Annotated in this window: 16 protein-coding genes and 1 pseudogene; 5 read left to right on the top strand and 12 right to left on the bottom strand. The window is 54.3% G+C overall.

The genetic code is table 11. From position 1 onward, the window contains the following. The first annotated feature begins 334 nt into the window (after positions 1-334). Entirely contained in the window at positions 335-1,147 is an 813-nt protein-coding gene (locus ACSQ3H_RS13040) for an Ivy family c-type lysozyme inhibitor (protein ID WP_436117452.1), read from the top strand. A gap of 156 nt (positions 1,148-1,303) precedes the next feature. Beyond that, positions 1,304-1,717, top strand: a complete 414-nt coding sequence (locus ACSQ3H_RS13035) for a cupin domain-containing protein (protein ID WP_436117451.1) — start codon at positions 1,304-1,306, stop codon at positions 1,715-1,717. A gap of 100 nt (positions 1,718-1,817) precedes the next feature. On the opposite strand, the gene ACSQ3H_RS13030 is transcribed toward ACSQ3H_RS13035, so the two are convergent. From ACSQ3H_RS13030 to ACSQ3H_RS13020, 3 genes are all read right to left on the bottom strand, one after another. Then, positions 1,818-2,723, bottom strand: coding sequence for a hypothetical protein (locus ACSQ3H_RS13030; protein ID WP_436117450.1), 906 nt, complete (start codon positions 2,721-2,723; stop codon positions 1,818-1,820). 124 nt (positions 2,724-2,847) lie between these two features. After that, positions 2,848-4,230 carry a pyridoxal phosphate-dependent decarboxylase family protein gene (locus ACSQ3H_RS13025; RefSeq protein WP_436117449.1) on the bottom strand — a complete coding sequence of 461 codons (1,383 nt, stop codon included), beginning with the start codon at positions 4,228-4,230 and terminating at the stop codon, positions 2,848-2,850. Positions 4,231-5,232: 1,002 nt separating this feature from the next. After that, positions 5,233-6,452, bottom strand: a protein-coding gene (locus ACSQ3H_RS13020; protein WP_436115654.1) for an IS3 family transposase whose coding sequence is annotated in 2 segments (ribosomal slippage) — positions 5,233-6,113 and positions 6,113-6,452 — 1,221 coding nt in all. Because the reading frame shifts where the segments join, the coding sequence is not laid out codon by codon here. A gap of 134 nt (positions 6,453-6,586) precedes the next feature. Here ACSQ3H_RS13020 and ACSQ3H_RS13015 point away from each other — a divergent pair. Then, complete coding sequence (locus ACSQ3H_RS13015) at positions 6,587-6,949, top strand: hypothetical protein (protein ID WP_436117448.1); 363 nt, start codon at positions 6,587-6,589, stop codon at positions 6,947-6,949. A gap of 500 nt (positions 6,950-7,449) precedes the next feature. Here the strand turns inward: ACSQ3H_RS13015 and ACSQ3H_RS13010 are convergent, their stop codons facing one another. From ACSQ3H_RS13010 to ACSQ3H_RS12990, 5 genes are all read right to left on the bottom strand, one after another. After that, positions 7,450-8,790 (bottom strand): tyrosine-type recombinase/integrase, encoded by a 1,341-nt coding sequence (locus tag ACSQ3H_RS13010; protein WP_436117447.1) that lies wholly within the window; start codon positions 8,788-8,790, stop codon positions 7,450-7,452. Between the two features lie 40 nt (positions 8,791-8,830). Continuing rightward, entirely contained in the window at positions 8,831-9,322 is a 492-nt protein-coding gene (locus ACSQ3H_RS13005) for a hypothetical protein (RefSeq protein WP_436119553.1), read from the bottom strand. 27 nt (positions 9,323-9,349) lie between these two features. Next, positions 9,350-9,586, bottom strand: coding sequence for a DUF982 domain-containing protein (locus ACSQ3H_RS13000; protein ID WP_436117446.1), 237 nt, complete (start codon positions 9,584-9,586; stop codon positions 9,350-9,352). 80 nt (positions 9,587-9,666) lie between these two features. Continuing rightward, positions 9,667-10,113 carry a hypothetical protein gene (locus tag ACSQ3H_RS12995; RefSeq protein ID WP_436117445.1) on the bottom strand — a complete coding sequence of 149 codons (447 nt, stop codon included), beginning with the start codon at positions 10,111-10,113 and terminating at the stop codon, positions 9,667-9,669. Positions 10,114-11,060: 947 nt separating this feature from the next. Beyond that, the gene (locus ACSQ3H_RS12990; RefSeq protein ID WP_436117444.1) at positions 11,061-11,258 is read right to left on the bottom strand and encodes a hypothetical protein; all 198 of its coding nucleotides are present in this window, start codon (positions 11,256-11,258) and stop codon (positions 11,061-11,063) included. Positions 11,259-11,839: 581 nt separating this feature from the next. Between ACSQ3H_RS12990 and ACSQ3H_RS12985 the strand changes: the two genes are divergently transcribed. Beyond that, a complete protein-coding gene (locus tag ACSQ3H_RS12985; RefSeq protein ID WP_436117443.1) occupies positions 11,840-12,148 on the top strand; it encodes a hypothetical protein in 309 nt (102 codons plus the stop codon). Here the strand turns inward: ACSQ3H_RS12985 and ACSQ3H_RS12980 are convergent, their stop codons facing one another. Then, complete coding sequence (locus ACSQ3H_RS12980) at positions 12,149-13,204, bottom strand: SDR family oxidoreductase (RefSeq protein ID WP_436117442.1); 1,056 nt, start codon at positions 13,202-13,204, stop codon at positions 12,149-12,151. Positions 13,205-13,409: 205 nt separating this feature from the next. On the opposite strand from ACSQ3H_RS12980, the pseudogene ACSQ3H_RS12975 reads away from it, so the two are divergent. Beyond that, positions 13,410-13,520: pseudogene (locus ACSQ3H_RS12975) on the top strand (SDR family oxidoreductase); the annotation flags it as partial. Positions 13,521-13,717: 197 nt separating this feature from the next. Here ACSQ3H_RS12975 and ACSQ3H_RS12970 read toward each other — a convergent pair. The 3 genes from ACSQ3H_RS12970 to ACSQ3H_RS12960 all read right to left on the bottom strand — a co-directional run bounded on the left by ACSQ3H_RS12970 (position 13,718) and on the right by ACSQ3H_RS12960 (position 17,402). Next, positions 13,718-14,539: a nickel-binding protein gene (locus ACSQ3H_RS12970; RefSeq protein ID WP_436117441.1), complete on the bottom strand. Its 822-nt coding sequence runs from the start codon at positions 14,537-14,539 to the stop codon at positions 13,718-13,720. Positions 14,540-15,252: 713 nt separating this feature from the next. Continuing rightward, positions 15,253-16,119 carry a Pnap_2097 family protein gene (locus tag ACSQ3H_RS12965; protein WP_436117440.1) on the bottom strand — a complete coding sequence of 289 codons (867 nt, stop codon included), beginning with the start codon at positions 16,117-16,119 and terminating at the stop codon, positions 15,253-15,255. Beyond that, complete coding sequence (locus tag ACSQ3H_RS12960; RefSeq protein WP_436117439.1) at positions 16,119-17,402, bottom strand: MSMEG_0569 family flavin-dependent oxidoreductase; 1,284 nt, start codon at positions 17,400-17,402, stop codon at positions 16,119-16,121. Before ACSQ3H_RS12960 ends, ACSQ3H_RS12965 begins: the two co-directional genes overlap by 1 nt. Positions 17,403-17,412 lie beyond the last annotated feature (10 nt).

Raw genomic sequence — 17,412 nt, 5'->3', positions numbered from 1 at the left:
AGTGTAACGTCGGTCAGATGTAGATTAATGGTCTTTCTCCGCGTTGCCGGGCAACTGAACCTTGATCAGCGGAGCCTTGTCAAGTTGCGTCCAGACGTATGCCTATTCCTGCAACAGGAATAGAATGCCTGAAAGGTCCATCGGTGGCGTCGCATAGTGATGAAATCTTCATCGGTATCCGGTTCAATGTTCCGGTTATGAATGAGTAACGGGACTCGATATGAACAAAAGTCTGATTTTAGTTGGCTTATTGCTGACTATGTTGTTCGCATATCCTGGCGTCTCATTCGCGGGCTACGATCACACTTATACCGACGTCAGCAAATGCCGAGCCTTGAACACGAGTCCCGACGAATTCGTCCATTTATGCAAGGGCCCTGGCGGCATCGCTGCCGTCCTGCATTATGTCGACGGCAGGGCCATCCTCGTTTTCGGCAAAGCTTCAGGCAGCCGCGGTGATGAAGTCTCCGGAACTCCTTTGAATGCAAATGACATCGCGATAGCCGTTGGTGGCTCCGGCAAAGTCTTTGGTCCCAAAATCGAGTGGATTCTAGACTCGGGCAAGCCTTGCGCTGCTATCGTTCGCGTTTCCACCGATAAGGGGAGCAGATTGGTCACCACTGCCCTAATCAATGGCAAAGGACGGGTGTCGGTTGAAAAGGCAAATGATGCCGCTCGCGCAAGTGCCGAGATATCGTGTTCTGGCGCTGCACCTGCGACGAATTCTGCTGACGTTTCTCGGCCAGCCGACGTACCCAGATTGACACCCAGAGGGACCGCCTCCACGCCGAAAGTGGAAGCGGGTGGAGGGACGTATTTGTTCAACGTGCTCAAGGAAAAGCCCCTATACAAGGCCACACTGGCCGCGCTTTTTTCAACGCAGAAAGACCTGCCCGACTGGATGAAAGAGATACCAAATGATGGAAATCTCGTCGCGGGACCATCAATAATCGTGTCAGTCGATGGGCAAAGATTTGAAGTCTTTTACGCCTGCGAGACTCACAACTGCGCGGACAGCTTCGTCAGAATTCTCTATACGTTGGACGGGTCATCAGCGTGGGCGAAACTCTATAATAAAGGCAAGGTCACGTACGCCGGAAATCCGACAGTGGTTCAAAGGCAGGCAATGGAAATCGATGCCGAGTGACCTGTAAGAACCTTCCTACGCCGAATTTCGAATTTTGCGGAATTTGGCAGCAACTGCCATGAAAGGCGGCGTTGGGTCAAAAGCTTTTGATTTCCGCTACTGCCAATCCTTTATGTTAGTGTTCAAGCCCGGTCATGATTTCCATGGAGGATAGTGATGGACGCAAAATCAAAGCCCACCTGCCGTATTGTCAAACCCCACCACACCTATGGCGGCAAGCAGGGGCTCAACTATTTCGAGGGTATCGCGGCGGAGACGGTCGGATCCACGGGTATCTGCATGCATCTTCTGACCATCCCGCCAGGCGCGCGCGCCAAGGCGCATCTGCACGAGGCTCACGAGACGGCGATCTATGTGCTGTCGGGCGAGGCGCATACCTGGTACGGCGATCGACTGGAGGAGCATGTCGTGGTGCATGCGGGGGAGCTTTTCTACATTCCGGCCGGCGTTCCGCATCTACCCGCCAATCTCAGCAGCACGCCCTGCACCGCGATCATCGCCCGCACCGACCCGAACGAGCAGGAAAGCGTTGTACTGCTGCCGGAGCTGGATGCATTGGTGCCGGCTTAAGCCGCTGCGTCGATCAATGATTATAGAGCGATCACAATCACCGGATAACTCAAGGTTTTCCCAGGATGTATCAATTGATGGGCGTGGTGTTCTGGAAGTGTCAGGACACGGCCAGAATTTGGTCGATTGCCGCATCGAATTTTTTTGCGATCTTCTTTGAAGCTTTTTCGTTGGGGTGAAGTTCATCATGCCAATTGCCCTGGCAGCAATTTCTTGCATCAACAAGATTTACCTTTGCGGATGAATCCGCGACTCCCGCCAGCAATTCATAAAACCTGTCGACGGAGTATTTCACGATCTCTTTGGCGATATCGCTGTCCCAGGCGTATCCCAGTGCCTTGAACGGTTTGCCCAGCCATGGTCCGTTGTTGCGCGGATGCGCATAGTCGTACCCCTGCAGCAGGACATGGGTGTAGCCGCTTGACCAGACGTTGACGTTCTTCACCATCTGTCTGTATCCGGCTTTGAGTCCGTTCAGGATTACCTTGAACTCATTCTCTTTGATGTAGTCACGCGGATCACTGGAGCCTCCGCCTTGGGAAAAGCGCTTGACGTACTTGGCCAGGCTGCCGCCTCCAAGGAAGTCGTTGCCGCCACCTGAAAATATGAAAAACTGCCTTTGTCCTCCCGAAATCGGTTGCTTGTATTGGGGCGGATTTTTTGTAATTTCCGCGAACGTGTCGCCCGGAAAACCAATATTAAGTGTGTCGTACTTTGCCGTATCTTTGGCGAGGGCGTTAACAAAGGTCATTTCGTATCCCAACGCGCTTGACTCGGGCCAGAGGATGTTGATCCAAGAATCTCCCTCAGCAAGAATCTTTATCCTGCCTCCCACCGACATCGTTGTTACCAACTGCTCCGCAAGTGTTATACGCCGCATTGTCCTAACCGCATCAGATGCCGAAACACCCTTTAGCGCCGTGATCTTGAACACGAGAGCTTCTTTTGGATCGGGCTTCATCTTGAAGGCCGACTTGAAATCAAGATGAGCAGCGGTTTTAGCCATGACGGGTCCCCCCAAAAGCTTGCGCACCAGCGACAATCCGAGGCGGACGATATGCCGTCACGGAACATCCCGCCATTAAATCTTTGCCCTCAGCCGTCATGCGTAGTCGCCATACAACGGCTGATCAACGATTGAGTTCGTCGGCGACGACGATAACCTCGGACACAATCGTTCTCACATCAGCTGTGCTCGTCCGGTGATTGACGAAACAGGCCCGCAGCGCGAACTGGCCATTGATTGTTGCATTGGACAGATACACTCGGCCGCGCGCGATCACACCTCGTAAAATCGCTTCGTTGTCCTTCGCACGGTGGCGGAAGCAGACTGCGCTTAGCGGAACGGGCGCAAGCAGTTCCAGCTCCGGATGCAATGCGATTGTCTCTGCCAGCAGCTGGGCATGGTGGAGGTCGCGCGCGATGGCTTCGCGAAAGGCACGGCGTCCGTGATACTGCAGTGACATCCAAACCTTTAGCGCCCGGAAACGCCGCGAGAGTTCGAATGACTCCTCAAAAAAAGCAAACGCCTCCGTAGGATCTTCGCTCAGCGTCCTGACGTAGTCGTCGCTGTGCGAAAAGGTTGCGCGTGCGATCTGTGGATGACGATGCAGCAGACAGCCGCAATCGAGCGGCTGATACAGCCATTTGTGCGCGTCGAGCGACAGCGAATCCGCTGAAGATAGTCCCCGGAGTTTCTCCGGCAACGCCAACGCTGCCAGTACTCCGTACGCACCGTCGACGTGGAGCCATAGTCCCTCGCTCCTGGCGATATCGGCGATTTCGTGCATGGGATCGATCGCACCGGAGACGATGGTGCCGACCGTGGCCACGATGGCGATGGGCGTGTTTCCAGCTTCGCGGTCGGCCGCAATGGCTGCTTGGAGGGCGTCTACCTGCATCCTGAATTCGCCGTCGACAGGGATCAAGCGAAGATTTTTTCTACCAATACCCAGCAGCGCGACAGCCTTCGGAATGGACATGTGAACTTGCTCGGAGGCATAAACCACGCAGGGCAGCCGCGCGCCCGTTTCATTGGCGGGGGCTTTCGCTTCACGTGCCATCGCCAACGCCATGAGGTTGGCCGCCGAGCCGCCACCACACAGGCTCCCCGTGAATCCGGCGCAGCCGACTGCTTCCGCCAACCACCCGATGACCGCGTGTTCGATGGATGTCGCCGCCGGGGCTGACCGCCACGACGTCACGTTCTGATTAAGCACTGCAGCGAGCAATTCTCCGAGCGCCCCTATCGGTTCGCCTGAACCGACGACATAGCCGAAGAATCTGCCAGTTGAAGGTCGCACATGCTCGGCGATTGACTTGAAGTCCTGCAAGACGTCCTGACCACGCCCCTCCTCCAGCCAAGGCCGCGAGAAGAGTTCCGTCGTTTGTTTGCCGCTGGTCGACGGATACGCCGGACGCTCCTCAAGAGACGCCCAATAGGTTTTGGCGAGATCCAGAGCTTCGTCCGCCAAGGCTGATAGTTCCTGATTGGAAATTTCCAATTCGCGCATGTCTTCAGCTCAATAGAAATGTTGGTGCCGAACCGCAGGGTAATCTCTCGATCTAAATGCAACAACCCTTCACCATTGGGGGCGCAGACGTTGGGTCGTTGCAGCAATCTACATCCGTTGTCGAACCCAACACCCAATCGGAGCTTGGAACAGGCGGTGCATATGCGAGGATGTGGGACGAAACCGCTCCGGAGCTGAGGTAGTTGTCGCAAAATTCTTCTTGGCCCTCTTGTCCCATGCAAAAGTGAAAAGTTGCCCGAACTACGGGCAGACGGCCAAGGCCAGTGCAACGGCTTGGTTCAGTCTGAGGGCACGATGCAACTTGAGATAGGGAGGTCCTTTGTCGCAGGTCCCCAGGTTGTACGACAACTAACGTTGTTGTATCCTCCCGAGACTGACTGCCGAACACCCCCATTGCAGTCAGGAATACTGGCCGGAGTAGCTTGAAGCACCATCCCAACACGTTTCTCCCCGTGCCCTTGCTTCGCACTCCGGCCCCTTCTCCCCCGGGACTACCGCGAACCGAAGGCCTGCCCTCATGGATCGTATAATAAATGCGCTGGCGGTTGCCGTGCTCGTGCTCGGCGTCTCGTTCACGTTGGCAATCCATTTTAGCCTGACGTAAGGGCCTGTCGCAGTGAACCCCACCCCAAGGCTCCTAGTGTGGTTTGTGGTCGGGACCATCTAGGCCCTCTTCCAGCTGCATTATGAGCGCCTCTAATTTTTTGATCTCGCGCCGTTCCCTGCGAATGAATTGCTTCCGTTCAGCTTCAGTCCGTAGGCTTGCTTCCGTTCAGCTTCAGTCCGTAGGCGGTTTCGTAATTCGCGCCGTATGTGGTCCAAGTGCATGTCAATCAGCACCCTGAAAGACGCGATCATCCCTTGATGGGGCATCTCAGTTCTCCTGAAATACCCTACCACACCTCACGTGGACTTCCGACCGATCAAGGAATAACAATCTAGGCGGGGAATGTGTAGATGCCCCCGAAAGATCGGACAGTTTCACGGGTTGATTTGGTCAGCGATGAACTCTCGGGGTGAACGATATCCGAGAGCTTTGTGCGGGTGAAGAGCATTGTAGTGCTCGAACCACAAAGGCAAGGATTTAATGACGGTTTTTGCGTCTGGCGCTGGATTAACGTCGGCGTAGTCGCGCTTGAAGGTTTTGACGAGGGCTTCGGCCATGCCGTTCGATTCCGGGCTTCTGACCGGAGTGGTTCGTGCTTCCATGCCAATGTCCTTGAGCAGGGATTTGGTGTCTTTGGCAATGAAACAGGAGCCATTGTCCGTCAGCCATTCAATGGAGTGCGGCAATGTATTGACCTGGCCGAAGCGGCTTTCGACAGCAAGGATGGCGAGGTCCTGCACGTCTTCGCTCTTGATCCCTTCTGTGGTTGCGACATGGCCGATCACTTCCCGATCGCAGCAATCGAGAGCGAAGGCGACACGGACTTTTTCGCCATTGTCGCATCCGATCTCGAAGCCGTCGGAACACCACCGCAGATTGGATTGGTCAACGCTGACACGGCCGTCATGCTTGCGGCTTTCGTGATTGCCGGTATGGCGCTGAAGCAAGAGGCCATGAACCTTCATCACCCGGTGAACCCGCTTGTGATTGGGCCATGAACGGTTTTCCGCCTTGGCATTTCGGCGCAAAACTGCATGAACACGGCGATAGCCGTATGTCGGCATGGCACTAATAATGGCTTTGATCTCTTCGACCAAATCAGCATCGGGTTGTGGCGGACGGCCGCGCCGCATGGCCGGTCTGCCGGATGAGCGTTCGGCAATATTAGAGCGGGAAACATTCAAGATATCGCAGATGGGGTTCATCGGGTGCCGTCCTTCGGCCACGACAAGGACCGCAATGTCTGTTTTTTTGAATCCGTGGCGACCTCAAGGGCATCCTTGAGGATTTCCGTTTCCATGGTTTTCTTGCCTAGAAGCCGCTGAAGTTCACGGACCTGGTTCTGAAGGGCGCGGTATTGCGAAGCTGGCACAACTTCTTCTTCCGATCCCGTTGCCATCAAGGCACCCTGAGCTGCCAGCTTGCGCCAGCCAAACAGCTGATTGGGCGCAACACCCCGGCGACGGGCAACGAGACTGACCGTAGCGCCAGGCTCGTAGGTTTCCTGAACCATTTCCAGCTTCTCGGCTGTCGTCCAACGACGGCGCCGTTCCGGTCCGTTCAAAATCTCAATATGGGGCATGCGACTGGTCATATTCCTAACAATACTCCTACCACTTAATTAAGTGTGAGGGACTGTCCGGATAATTCGGGGGCTATTTCAGAATGTTCATGGAGCACAACGAAGTCGAGAGAACACACACGCGTCAAGTTAGGTTCTGGCGATGGATGGAAGTTCACGTCTACCAGTCTGCAGTCATCTTTGCGGGTCTGGCTCTCGTCTGCCTTGGCGCAGCGACACAGGTCTGGGAGTACCCCAGACCGCGAACCGACTTCGGTGCTCTAATCAAGCTCAGCCTGATGCTTGCCGTGATCGCTTGGTTTGTCCATTACAACGTGCAGGAGTATGTCCGGGACCTCGAAGCCGGAAGAGCGCGAGGCAAATGGAGCGAGGTCATTCCGCTGCTCCTCAGTTACACCATTCTTCTCGGCGTTATATTTTTCTGCGTGAACAGCATTATCGACAACCACTACGGATGGTGCCTTTTCGAAGACAGCGCGGTCTGCACCCAGAAGGCCACGACACCATAAGGAGAAACGGTGGTTGACCATTTTGCCACACATACCGCAACCCGGAACGGGTGTATTCTCTCTGTACTGACCGCGAGGTACCAACCTTGACCAAATCATCCCCCGATTAAGCGGTCGGCCTAATTGAGAGGTGGAGACGCAAACGCCTCTCTTTTCCTCCCCACAGAGGCCCCATGCGGCCTTGCGATCATCTAGGGAGCACGCGCCTGATGTTCAGCAAAATCCTTTATGCCGCGCCGTGGGTGGGGCTTGCAATGTTCATTGTTGGTATTGCGTATGTTGCCTTCTACTACACCCCTTAAGACTCCGGCTTCTGGTGCGGGTGCTGATCGCGATCATCTAGGCGTAGGAATGGTCTGACAGCCAATCGATACTATAACCACGATTACCCCAGTCCAGCTTAAGAGGTTTTGGCGGCGCTGGAAGGCCAACTCATTTCGAGAACGAGAAACATCTGCGGGATCACACCAATGAGCGTTCCATTCATCGCGGTCGATTGGTCATCCGCCATTAGTCAGAGTAGGTGGCCCCGGTGTGTGAGAACAGGCGCTAGTCGCCGCTGAGGGTAAAAGACTTGCAAAGCGCAAATTCACCTCGGACTGCCTCAACTGTGGTGCCAAATGACCGTATGTTCTTATAACGGTATTGCAGTCGCTATGTCCTAGCTGCTCTGAAACGACGATTAAAGGAGCGCCGTCCGCAATGAGCTGGCTGGCGTAGGTGTGGCGTAAGCTATGAAAGCAGAAGCCCTTTGGCAGGCCCGCTAAAGCGACCGCCTTTCTAAACAGCTCCTTGTAGTTGAAAAAGGAACGCCCGCGGGAGTTCACAAATAATAAATCGCTCGCCGCTTTGCCCGCCGCAAGATCTCGGAAAAAATCCATCCCTTCGTCCGGCAGAAAAACAAATCGTTCCCGGTAACATTTGACGGGAGTGACGTACACTCGCGGTCCATCTCGTCCCATGTCGCCTGCCGTCATGCGTAGCAGTTCGGTCACCCGGCAGCCTGTGTAGAGCGCGGCGAGCACAATGCTGTACAGGTGCTTACCGCAATGGCCAAGCAGTTCATGACATTCAGAGCGAGTTAGGTGCAGAATGCGAGGACGATCAACAACGGGCAATCGACGTATACAGCGCCATACGCGATCAGAGTCGATTTTACCATTCTCCCATGCCATTTGAACGGCGACCCGAAGTATCCCCAGTAGTGTATTGACCGTCTTTTTCCTTTTTCGTAATTGGTCCTCCGTCATCTCGCTGATCGGGCGTTTAGGCTTTAATGGTTTGTTGCCGTAACGGGGTGGCGTCTCGAGCACGTCGCGCACAAAATGTCTTACAAGTTCCCCGTTAAACTGCTCCGCACCGATGGACGCAACTCTCGGAACCAAGTGGAAGTTGATTAGAGAAATAAGCGTCAGAAAGTGCGATCGCGCTGCAGCTATGCGCTTCCACTCGACATAGTCGCGCAATGCATGTCCAAGGGTGAAAATCTGCCCGGCAGGACAAAAGATAAGTTCCTCCCTACTTCCGATTGGAATTGGGTCTATACACTCCAAGTAATTGCGCTTGTGTGAGAACCACTCCTCAGCCTTCAGCAGCGCTTCATCAAAGTTCAAGCCAATTTCACATTCGCCTTCTTTCACGGCACTTACTCGGCGTTGTCGATAATTTCCATTTTTTTGCCGAAGGCGCGCTACCCAAAAACTTCTGTCCAAAGCATAATGGTGGTATCCGATTGCCCTGCCATATTGGGTGACCTGCCAATAGGCCGGATAGCGGAGCGGCAAGGTGGCTCTGGCGGCTTCATCCGAGAGGTCGAAACCAAAAGCATTTAGGTGGGCCATTTTGGAACTCCACATTGCTTAAAAGACAGCTAGACGCCGTTTACAACGAAACAGCAAGTAACGAAGCCAGCGTCACAGCTCCAAACGCGGCAATCTCCGCAAACTTCTCGGCGACAGCTCGCTGGCCAGGGTTCCTGCGCGTATCTCCAAAAACGACAATACATGTTGCTGCTAGCCCGCTGGCTACGGTCAGGAAAACGGTGATGTAGAACGCGATTTCAAAGGGAACCATTTTTGGGCCTCCAGTTTTTCGACTGGAAGCATTATCTCTCAAGTGTTTATGGGGTGGATAAGTCGGCACGGATTTTCTGGTGGCTGGTGTGTCTGCTATGCGCCCAACACCGGACATTGCTGCTGCATGAGCAATGTTTTTGATTTTGGCATGGTGGCGACGTTCTCCCGGCGGGAGGGTCGCTTCTTCGTCCGCACAGAAGGACCCGACGGCAGAGACGCGGAGTTCGAGGTCAGATGCACATTTGCCTATGAACTTGCCGATCTCGCCAGGATTGGATTGCCAGAGAAGTGATGGCAATCCGGTTCGAATGGGTCTGACCTCGAACTATTTGCCCTTCTTCACATAATCGACGAAAATATGAGCTTCCTTGGCAGCTTCGATAAATGCAGAGCGAGCATCGGCGGCAGATGCTTTTCCGTCCAAGGCATCAAAGCACCGCTGGCGTGCTGCCTTCAATTTTTGGCCTTCGTGTACGGGCCATTTCATCAACAAAAACTCGGCAGCTTCGGTAACTGAGCAAATATTCTTGGGCTTGCCTAAGCGGCGCGATTCAATTGTCACTGGTGGAAATGGGCAGCTCATATTGCCAAAATGCGCCCGTTGTTCATTTCAATTCAATTCCCAGAATTCGGTAACAACCGTCACCAAAGTCTGCTTTGACGCAAAAAGCTGACCTCGTCCCTCGAGACATGGCTGCCGTCAAAGGAAAATGGGAGCCTATTCGCCACAACAGCAGTATGATGCAGCTCGACCAGGACGGCCATTAATTCGTCGTCGATTGTTACTAGCGTGGGAGAGTTGTGGTTCACTTTAACATCTGCGCGCACACTGCCATCTGTGACCCAGATTTCAGCATGAAACTTTGCCGATTTCTCGGTAAAAATCCTCAGTTCCGAGTCCAGTTCTAGTCTTGGTGCGACTGTTAATTCGATCAACTCGCCCGATACGAGCTTGCCCTTGAAACATCTGACGCGGTGACCGATAATCCTTTGTCGTTCAGGGTCAGGATTGAAACGAATTTCAGTACTCGCGATCAGATGCAATTTCTGATGGACCAGAAAGTTCGCGTCTCGGACTTCGATATACATTGAACGACCTTAGATTTGAGTGTTAGCCGATAATCTGACTGGCACAGCAAACTCAAAGCGACTCAGGATGTCTTGGAATTGTTCGGATGTCTTGCACCCGTTAGTCCATTCGCGCAACTCGATAGCTATCGAATGTCCAAATTTCATCGACCTACCCTCGTCTATTGCAAGCTCGCGGGTCGAATAGGTGCGATGTCGGTGGAGCCATCCTTAGCTTGCCGTAATGCAATGGATAGTTGAGACGAGCCCGGTCGAGCCGCGCCCCAATCCTGCGGAGGCATGAGCGCTGCTCCGTGAAAACAAAGCAAAGGAAATAGGACATCGCAACGGACGCGCCTGCGGAAAAGAACATTTCTATCGTCATCGGTTGAACCCCTGTTTAAGCGGGTTGCCACTGTTGTAGGCTGCTTCGCAGGGACCATAGTGTGCGAAAATGCGGGTGTTTTAAATCATACACTGGTATCAACACACCGAACCTTAGTTGCTACATGGCTCCATCAACCCTTCCGCTTTAGCGGCGCGCGGTTCACTGGCCTTCGTCCATGGTTGCACCGAGGCGCTCCATGGCCAAGGGCCGCATAGCAAATGGCTGCGTCGGCCAGAAGCGGCCAATCACAATTGTCCGCTTCGCGCCACTTCCGGACATTCATTAGTGTCGACTTCGCGCCGCCACTACCGGACCTTGCCGTGGCGATGAGCAACGTACGGCAATGTCGACGCGGCGCGACGGTTGAATTTTACTTCATCGGTCCCGCGGTGCGAGTGGGCTTTTGGACCTCGCCAAGCGGCTCGACCAGGAAATTGTCGTTTCCGATGCACTCGCCCGCGAGGTCAAGTTGCCTTTAACCGAGTTAGGCCGGTTCCAATTGCAGGGTGGCGGAACGTCAGCAAGTTTTCACGCTCTTGCGCTCCTGCGCCACTTTCGTGGCATAGTGCAGCTGAGCCGGTCAACCGATCGCTGTGACGATGTGACCAATCGCGTATGCGGCAAGCCAGGCGGACAGCATCAACAGCGTCATACCGAGGATGATGTCGGAAGCGCGCGCACGTCTGGATTTAGTGGCTTTTTTGTAGGGCAGTGGCAGTGAACCCTGCCGCATATGATGATGTTGGAGGGTTCCATGATGGATTGAGCGCGGTAGCATCGTATTTATCCTTCTTGGCATCGTTTAACGCCTCACTTCGTGCGGCACACGCCGACGATCGGAGAACGAACAATTGCAGAATGGGAAAGGACAAATATTTTTTCGATTGGTGAAGAATCGGAAAGACATCAAAATGCTATAAAGAAATTGCCAGTCTCTATCTCCAACTATACCGGAGGTGCTCTATGACGCAGCAATCCGTTATACTCCCCGTGTTGGTCGCGATGTTCGCACTATTGGCGGCACTGGCCTTTTTATCGCGGGATGAACCTCAGGGCCAACCCGGACAAACCCAACCACTGGATCAATCCGGCATTGAAGGCAATTAGACGGTGTCGCTTGGCCACGCGATCCTCGGGGCCGTACGCTTCACACCATGGTCACAACAAACTGAATTGCAGACCGTGATTTGCGTACCCATTTCCGGCAAGGCGCACGATCGTGCCCGATATTTGGTGCAAAGTGATTTCCCCATGAGGTGGTGAGCCTTCACGACTGGGTCGAGGTCAGGATGAAATGTGCTGCCATTACCGGAATACTTCGCCAAGCGCCGCGCAACAACTTCGTCCAGGAGATGTGATATGTCTATCAAACCATTGGTTTTTATCACTGTGATAGGGCTGTCGAGCCTACCGTTGACTGCATACGCCGAGGGATACTTTTACGAGTATGATCCATCTGGCGGCATTCCGTTTACGGATCATGCGCCCAACCACCTCGATATTCATGACAACGGCGGCTATGGTGACCACAATTTCCTTAACTTCGTCGGCGCAGACGAGCGGGAACCGGCGTCCGCACGTCCGGCTTGCGCCATGAGCAGTCGTCAGAGACCGAGACCCAAGCCTGTGGGAGTAGTCAATGTCGACTTGCCTCCTTTTTCGTTATGATCAGGGGATAATGCGATCCGCACGCAACCGATCGAAGGCGTCGGTGAAGGACGCAACCGTATCCTGATATTCGAGGAAGCCGAGCTTCCGGCTCAGCGTCATGTCATTGAAAGTCTCGACTTCGCGGCCGAGATCAGCGTCCGTATGCCAGAAGGATGCAACCTTGGAAAGATGATTTGGCTCAAGGGCGTATTTGGCAACAATGCCATCCCAGATCGGTGCTGTATCGGCCATGCTTGTCTCCAATGGCCCTGACTTACCCGGATAGGGTGCTGCCTCGATACCGAAGTAGGCAGCCAATCGCGGCCACAGCCAATTCCATCGGAAAATCTCGCCGTTGACCACATTAAGAGCGAGATTCTTGGCTTGAGGATTCGTGCTCGCCCAAAGCAGATGCTTCGCAAGAATTCGACCGTCTGTCACATCTATGGCCGCTTCCCATTGCTGTGGTGAACCTGGAAAGACAAATGGACGACCTGTCTCCTTGCAGATCGAAGCGTACACAGCGAGGGTGGCCGCCATGTTCATGACATTCCCTACTGCATATCCAATCAGGGTATGAGGCCGGTGCACGGACCAAGTGAAACCATCCCGCTTTGCCGCCGCGAAAACCTCATCTTCCTGAACGTAGTAGAAATTGTCGAAAGGAAGCCGCGGCTGATCCTCACGGAAGGGAGTTTCAGGCTTTGACTTGGCGTAAGCCTCGAATGGTCCAAGATAGTGCTTGGTTCCTGTGACCAAAGCGGTGTGCTCCACGCCTTGGCCCTCGACCGCCTTCAGAAGGTTGCGGACCATGCCGCCGTTAACACGGATATTCTCGACTTCGGTCGCCTGCCGCGACCATGTGGTGATGAAGACATGCGTGGGTTGCAGATCCGTCAGAACGGACTTGAGACTGGAAGGATCATTCAGGTCCGCACTTAGCGAATTCACGCCATTCAAACGGGATGCGGATCGTGACAGGCCAGAAACCGTCCATCCTCCCACGTCGAGGAGATGTTCCGCGAGATGGCCGCCCACGATTCCGGTAACGCCAGCGATGAGTGCATGTTTCATGAAAGTCGTCTCAACTGGTGAGGAGAGGTAGTTTGATGCTACGCGGAGCATCCCGACCGAATGCAATGCCTTAACGGCTCGATCAGGGCGAAATCCTGCGTCTGGATCGGTGAAAGGTCAGGCCGGTTCCCTCCAACGAATTGCCGCAGGCCGTACCCCCGAAGAAGCCAATACCTTCCTTCACCGTTAAGTTCCGCTTGGTCGGCTTGCCGAGCCCGTCGAAATGGCTCAGGTCGCTTTGTTCCTGCTTTCCGATAGAGCCTCGTATGTAAACGGCCAAGAGATCGTTGTTGACGGCGGACAGAGCATAACCTGATCTGCAAGTGAGCTCCGGTGCCATCCGGAGCTCAACTGGTTCGTGCTCAGATTCGGAGGTTCGAAGAAAAGTTCACGAGGAACAATCCGCATCCCTGCGAGCACCCATGGTGCGGCAACGCCGCAGTTACCAGTCGCCATCGCTCGGCGTCGCGATCCATTCTTGGACGCAAGAAACGAGCCAAAGAAATAGGGACTCTACGCGCGATTTTTCCAAACGCATGCGAATGCGGTGATAGGGCTGGTAAAGCCCTTTAGGCTCAGTGGCTCGGTCATTTCAAAGATATCCTGGTGTCCGCATTCGCGGCGTATATTTTCGGAAACGAAAATCTGGTCAGCCGAGGCGGCTGAGCATAAGCGGGCAGCAAGTTGAACCGTAGAGCCGAAAAGATCGTTGCTGTCCTCAACCGGTTCCCCGCAATCAAGGCCGATCCGAATATGAATTGGCTCTGAGTTGCCGTTATTGAACCGCAGAAACTGCTGCTGGATCACAGTAGCGCAGCCAATGGCCTCAGGTGTGGATGCAAAGGAGGCCATGATACCGTCGCCAGTGTGCTTTATTTCGCGCCCGCCTGAATGTTTCAGGCACCTGCGCACGATGGCATCATGAGCCCGAACCAGCTCGGTAGCTCTGCGATCGCCAAGACGCTCGGTCATCTCTGTTGACCCCACGATGTCGGTGAACATGATCGCTCGATGTCCTGAATCCACTCCTGCAGATAAGCGGCCGGGTGGCGGATCCGGATCCTGAATTCGGCCGAGGAATGCCTCCACCGCCGATAGAGCGACTTCCACGATTTCTCCCGGGACATGTCCATGCGCCTCCCGATGCACGCACTGCACGGTGCTTTCGTCCGGCGCATCAATAAGGCAGAAAGTTGTGCCGCGCTGCTCATCAAACCAGTATGTCAGGAACTTCACGCCATAGCGGTCCTGAATTTCCAGATCCTTGCGATGCGCTTCTGCGATCTCGGCCGCAGTAGCTCCCTGGAGATCATGGCGGTCCATAAATATGGCCATTGTCGCTTCCCACTGGATTCACCGCGATGACACAGGTGACCGAAGCACGACGCAGCCACCTCTTGATCGCCCGTCAAAATCTTCCGACGGCTGAAATTATTGTACTACACACGCAGCCATCAGCAAACGAGGAGCTAAACATGGAGAGGCGCAGTCATCCGCGGCTCTACCTCAATTTCAGCACGAACGTGCTATTTGAGGCGCATCTTGACTCTTTTGGATAACGGAACAAATATAGAACATACGCGGTGCGACGGAGGGAGGCTGAGGACATCCCGGTTCCCGTCATATCTTGTTCCGTTGATGAAGAGCGAAGAAGTGCCATTCACCCCGCTGCGGGCACCGCCCATAAAGTCCTTCTGAATCCTGGCATCGTAACGGCCATCGAATGCCTACATCACTTGCTGCTCAGTCATGCCAAGGCTTATGGCAGCACAGCACGTCAAGGAAATCGATGCGGCGATATAGGAATTGATTTCCTCGCGTCGCCAGGAAATCCTACAGATAGCACAGAACGGTGCAAACCCTGGACCGCTGAAGAATCTGGTGGACATTCAGACGGCTATCGATGCCCTCTACCGAGCACGCGAACAGGAAGGAGTACATTCCTGAATAAGCGGACGCAGTTCATTCGGCTGCGGAGACTGGACCGCAAGACACGTCCGATGCAGAAATCAAGGACGTCGTCGTTCGACTGGAGGCTTCAACAATCTTTAACCGCAGGTTCTTCCGCGGAGGTATATGCTCGCGATCTGCGCTCCGTTGTGCCGCAGAATACGCACGTAGGAACCGAAATCCCTCCCGGCCAGTTTGGCACTCACAAGCTCCACATCGACAATGTCCCCGGCATTCAAATTTCCTGCATAAAAGACGTCACGATCGAAACTTTCCAATTGTGCTGGGTAGAATCCGAGTTCTTGTCTGATAATGCCGTCGGCTATGGCTGGGAAGTTTGAAAAGTAAAGGAGCCCCGCGCCATTAAAATCCCGAACTACATCGGGTTCAAATGTTTTCCGTGCGCGCACTTCGGTTTGATCTAAGTGGAAACCGAAATGAACAGCAGCGGTTTTGCTTCTTAATGCAGCTGCAACCTGGGGAAAACCTCGCTGGTCGATTTCCGGCAAACCGTCGATCGAGACACGCGCGATCGAATGATTGTCACCCTCACGAGCCCGAACAACAAACGTCGAGATCATTTCCACTGAGCCGGCTGGCGTTCCGTTCGCTTCCAAATCGTGGCGACTCCAGCACTGGGTGCGGGAAATCCGCCGAACACTCGAAGAAATCGTCAGCACAGAGTTGGCCTTTATCCTCAGCAGCTTTACGCCCTTCATGGAAAGCGCCGATATCGCGGCATAAACCTCCCTGCCCCCGCGGTCGCGAAAGTCGGCATCTTCCATGTTTGCGGCACGTGCCACCAGCAACCAATGACGGTGACCAAGCTCCTTAAGCAGCCAGCTTTCAGACAGGCCAAAAGGCGTGAGATGTGGCATGCCCATGAGGACGTTTGGCGACAAGGCCCGGTCAAGCTCCGTTTGTTCCCATCGGAACTCAAGCGATGAATCCAGACGGATGTTCATCACACTCGAATCTCGGCTCGTGCCTCAGCACGCCGCATCGGTGTCTCAAGACTGTTAGCCAAATTGGCGACTACGTATTCCGCATCTTTACCCACGCCAAGGAAACGACCGGATCCCCATGTCCAAAGCCAAGGCATGCCAAGCACATATACGCCTTTCATGCTCGTGACGCCGCGACGATGTGCCGGATAGCCAGTTCCATCGAAGATCGGGAGCTCCACGAATGACCAGTCCGAACGAAAACCAGTACTCCAGACGATACTCGTAATGCCTTCGGCCACGGGATCGAGGAGCTGTAGATGCTGATCCAGCTGCCATACAGGCTCGTAATGTTTGCCTGGAGGTGCGTTAATGCCTTCGTTTTCAATGTGTCGATCAATCAGCCCGCAGATTCCATTGTAGACCGCGTCGGCCGAATCGAGGTTGCGGACAAGATCGTCGTTGAAGTGCATGCCGTCATTCGAAATCTCCGTCAGCCGGCCGTATAGTTTCATTCCATCCTTCGCGAACTGGCGCAGATCGATATCGCGACCGCCATCGCGACCCGTCAGATAGTGGTTGGCATTCTTTCGAACTTTTTCTTTAAGCGGATGGTCCTCGACCGGAAGGTCGTACTGGCCAAGGTCCGCGAGCCAATCGACCGCATCCCGGCCACGGTAAAAGCGAGGACAACGCGGGGCACTTCCGGTGACCAGATGCACCTGACGCCCGGACAAATGAAGATCTTCGGCAATCTGGCACCCCGATTGACCTGAGCCAACCACCATTGCGGCACCTTCCGGCAACTGTTTGTCGTTGCGGTACTGCGAAGAATGGATTTGCGTCAAGCTATCCGGAAGCCGTTCGGCGATCCGTGGGATGTTGGGTGTATGATATGCGCTGACAGCCAGGATCACGGCGTTGGCGGTGACGTCGCCAACGCTGCTTTCTACCCTGAATACATCATCACCCCGCGAAACGCGCGAAACGGCGACACCTTCCCACACAGGAGCAGAAATCTTCCTCGCGAACTCCTCCACGTAGGCGACGATATCGTGCTTCACCATGAAACCGTGTGGCTCATCTCCTGGATAGGGAAAATCGGGAAGCTGACATTGCCAATTCGGCGTCACCAGACAGAAGGCATCCCAGCGTTGCGTTTTCCACGTGTGAGCGATCGTATGTTTTTCGAAGATCACATGGTCAATGCCTTCGCGCGATAGATGCACACTGGCGGAAAGCCCGGCTTGGCCGCCGCCAACGACAATGACGGGATAATGAGGTCGTAGATCTGTGCGTTCCATCTGGGTTCCT

The organism is Phyllobacterium sp. LjRoot231 (assembly GCF_964253365.1).
Classification (GTDB): Bacteria; Pseudomonadota; Alphaproteobacteria; order Rhizobiales; family Rhizobiaceae; genus Phyllobacterium.
Note: the sequence above shows the minus strand (reverse complement) of the source record. Positions and strands in the feature narration are given on the sequence as shown.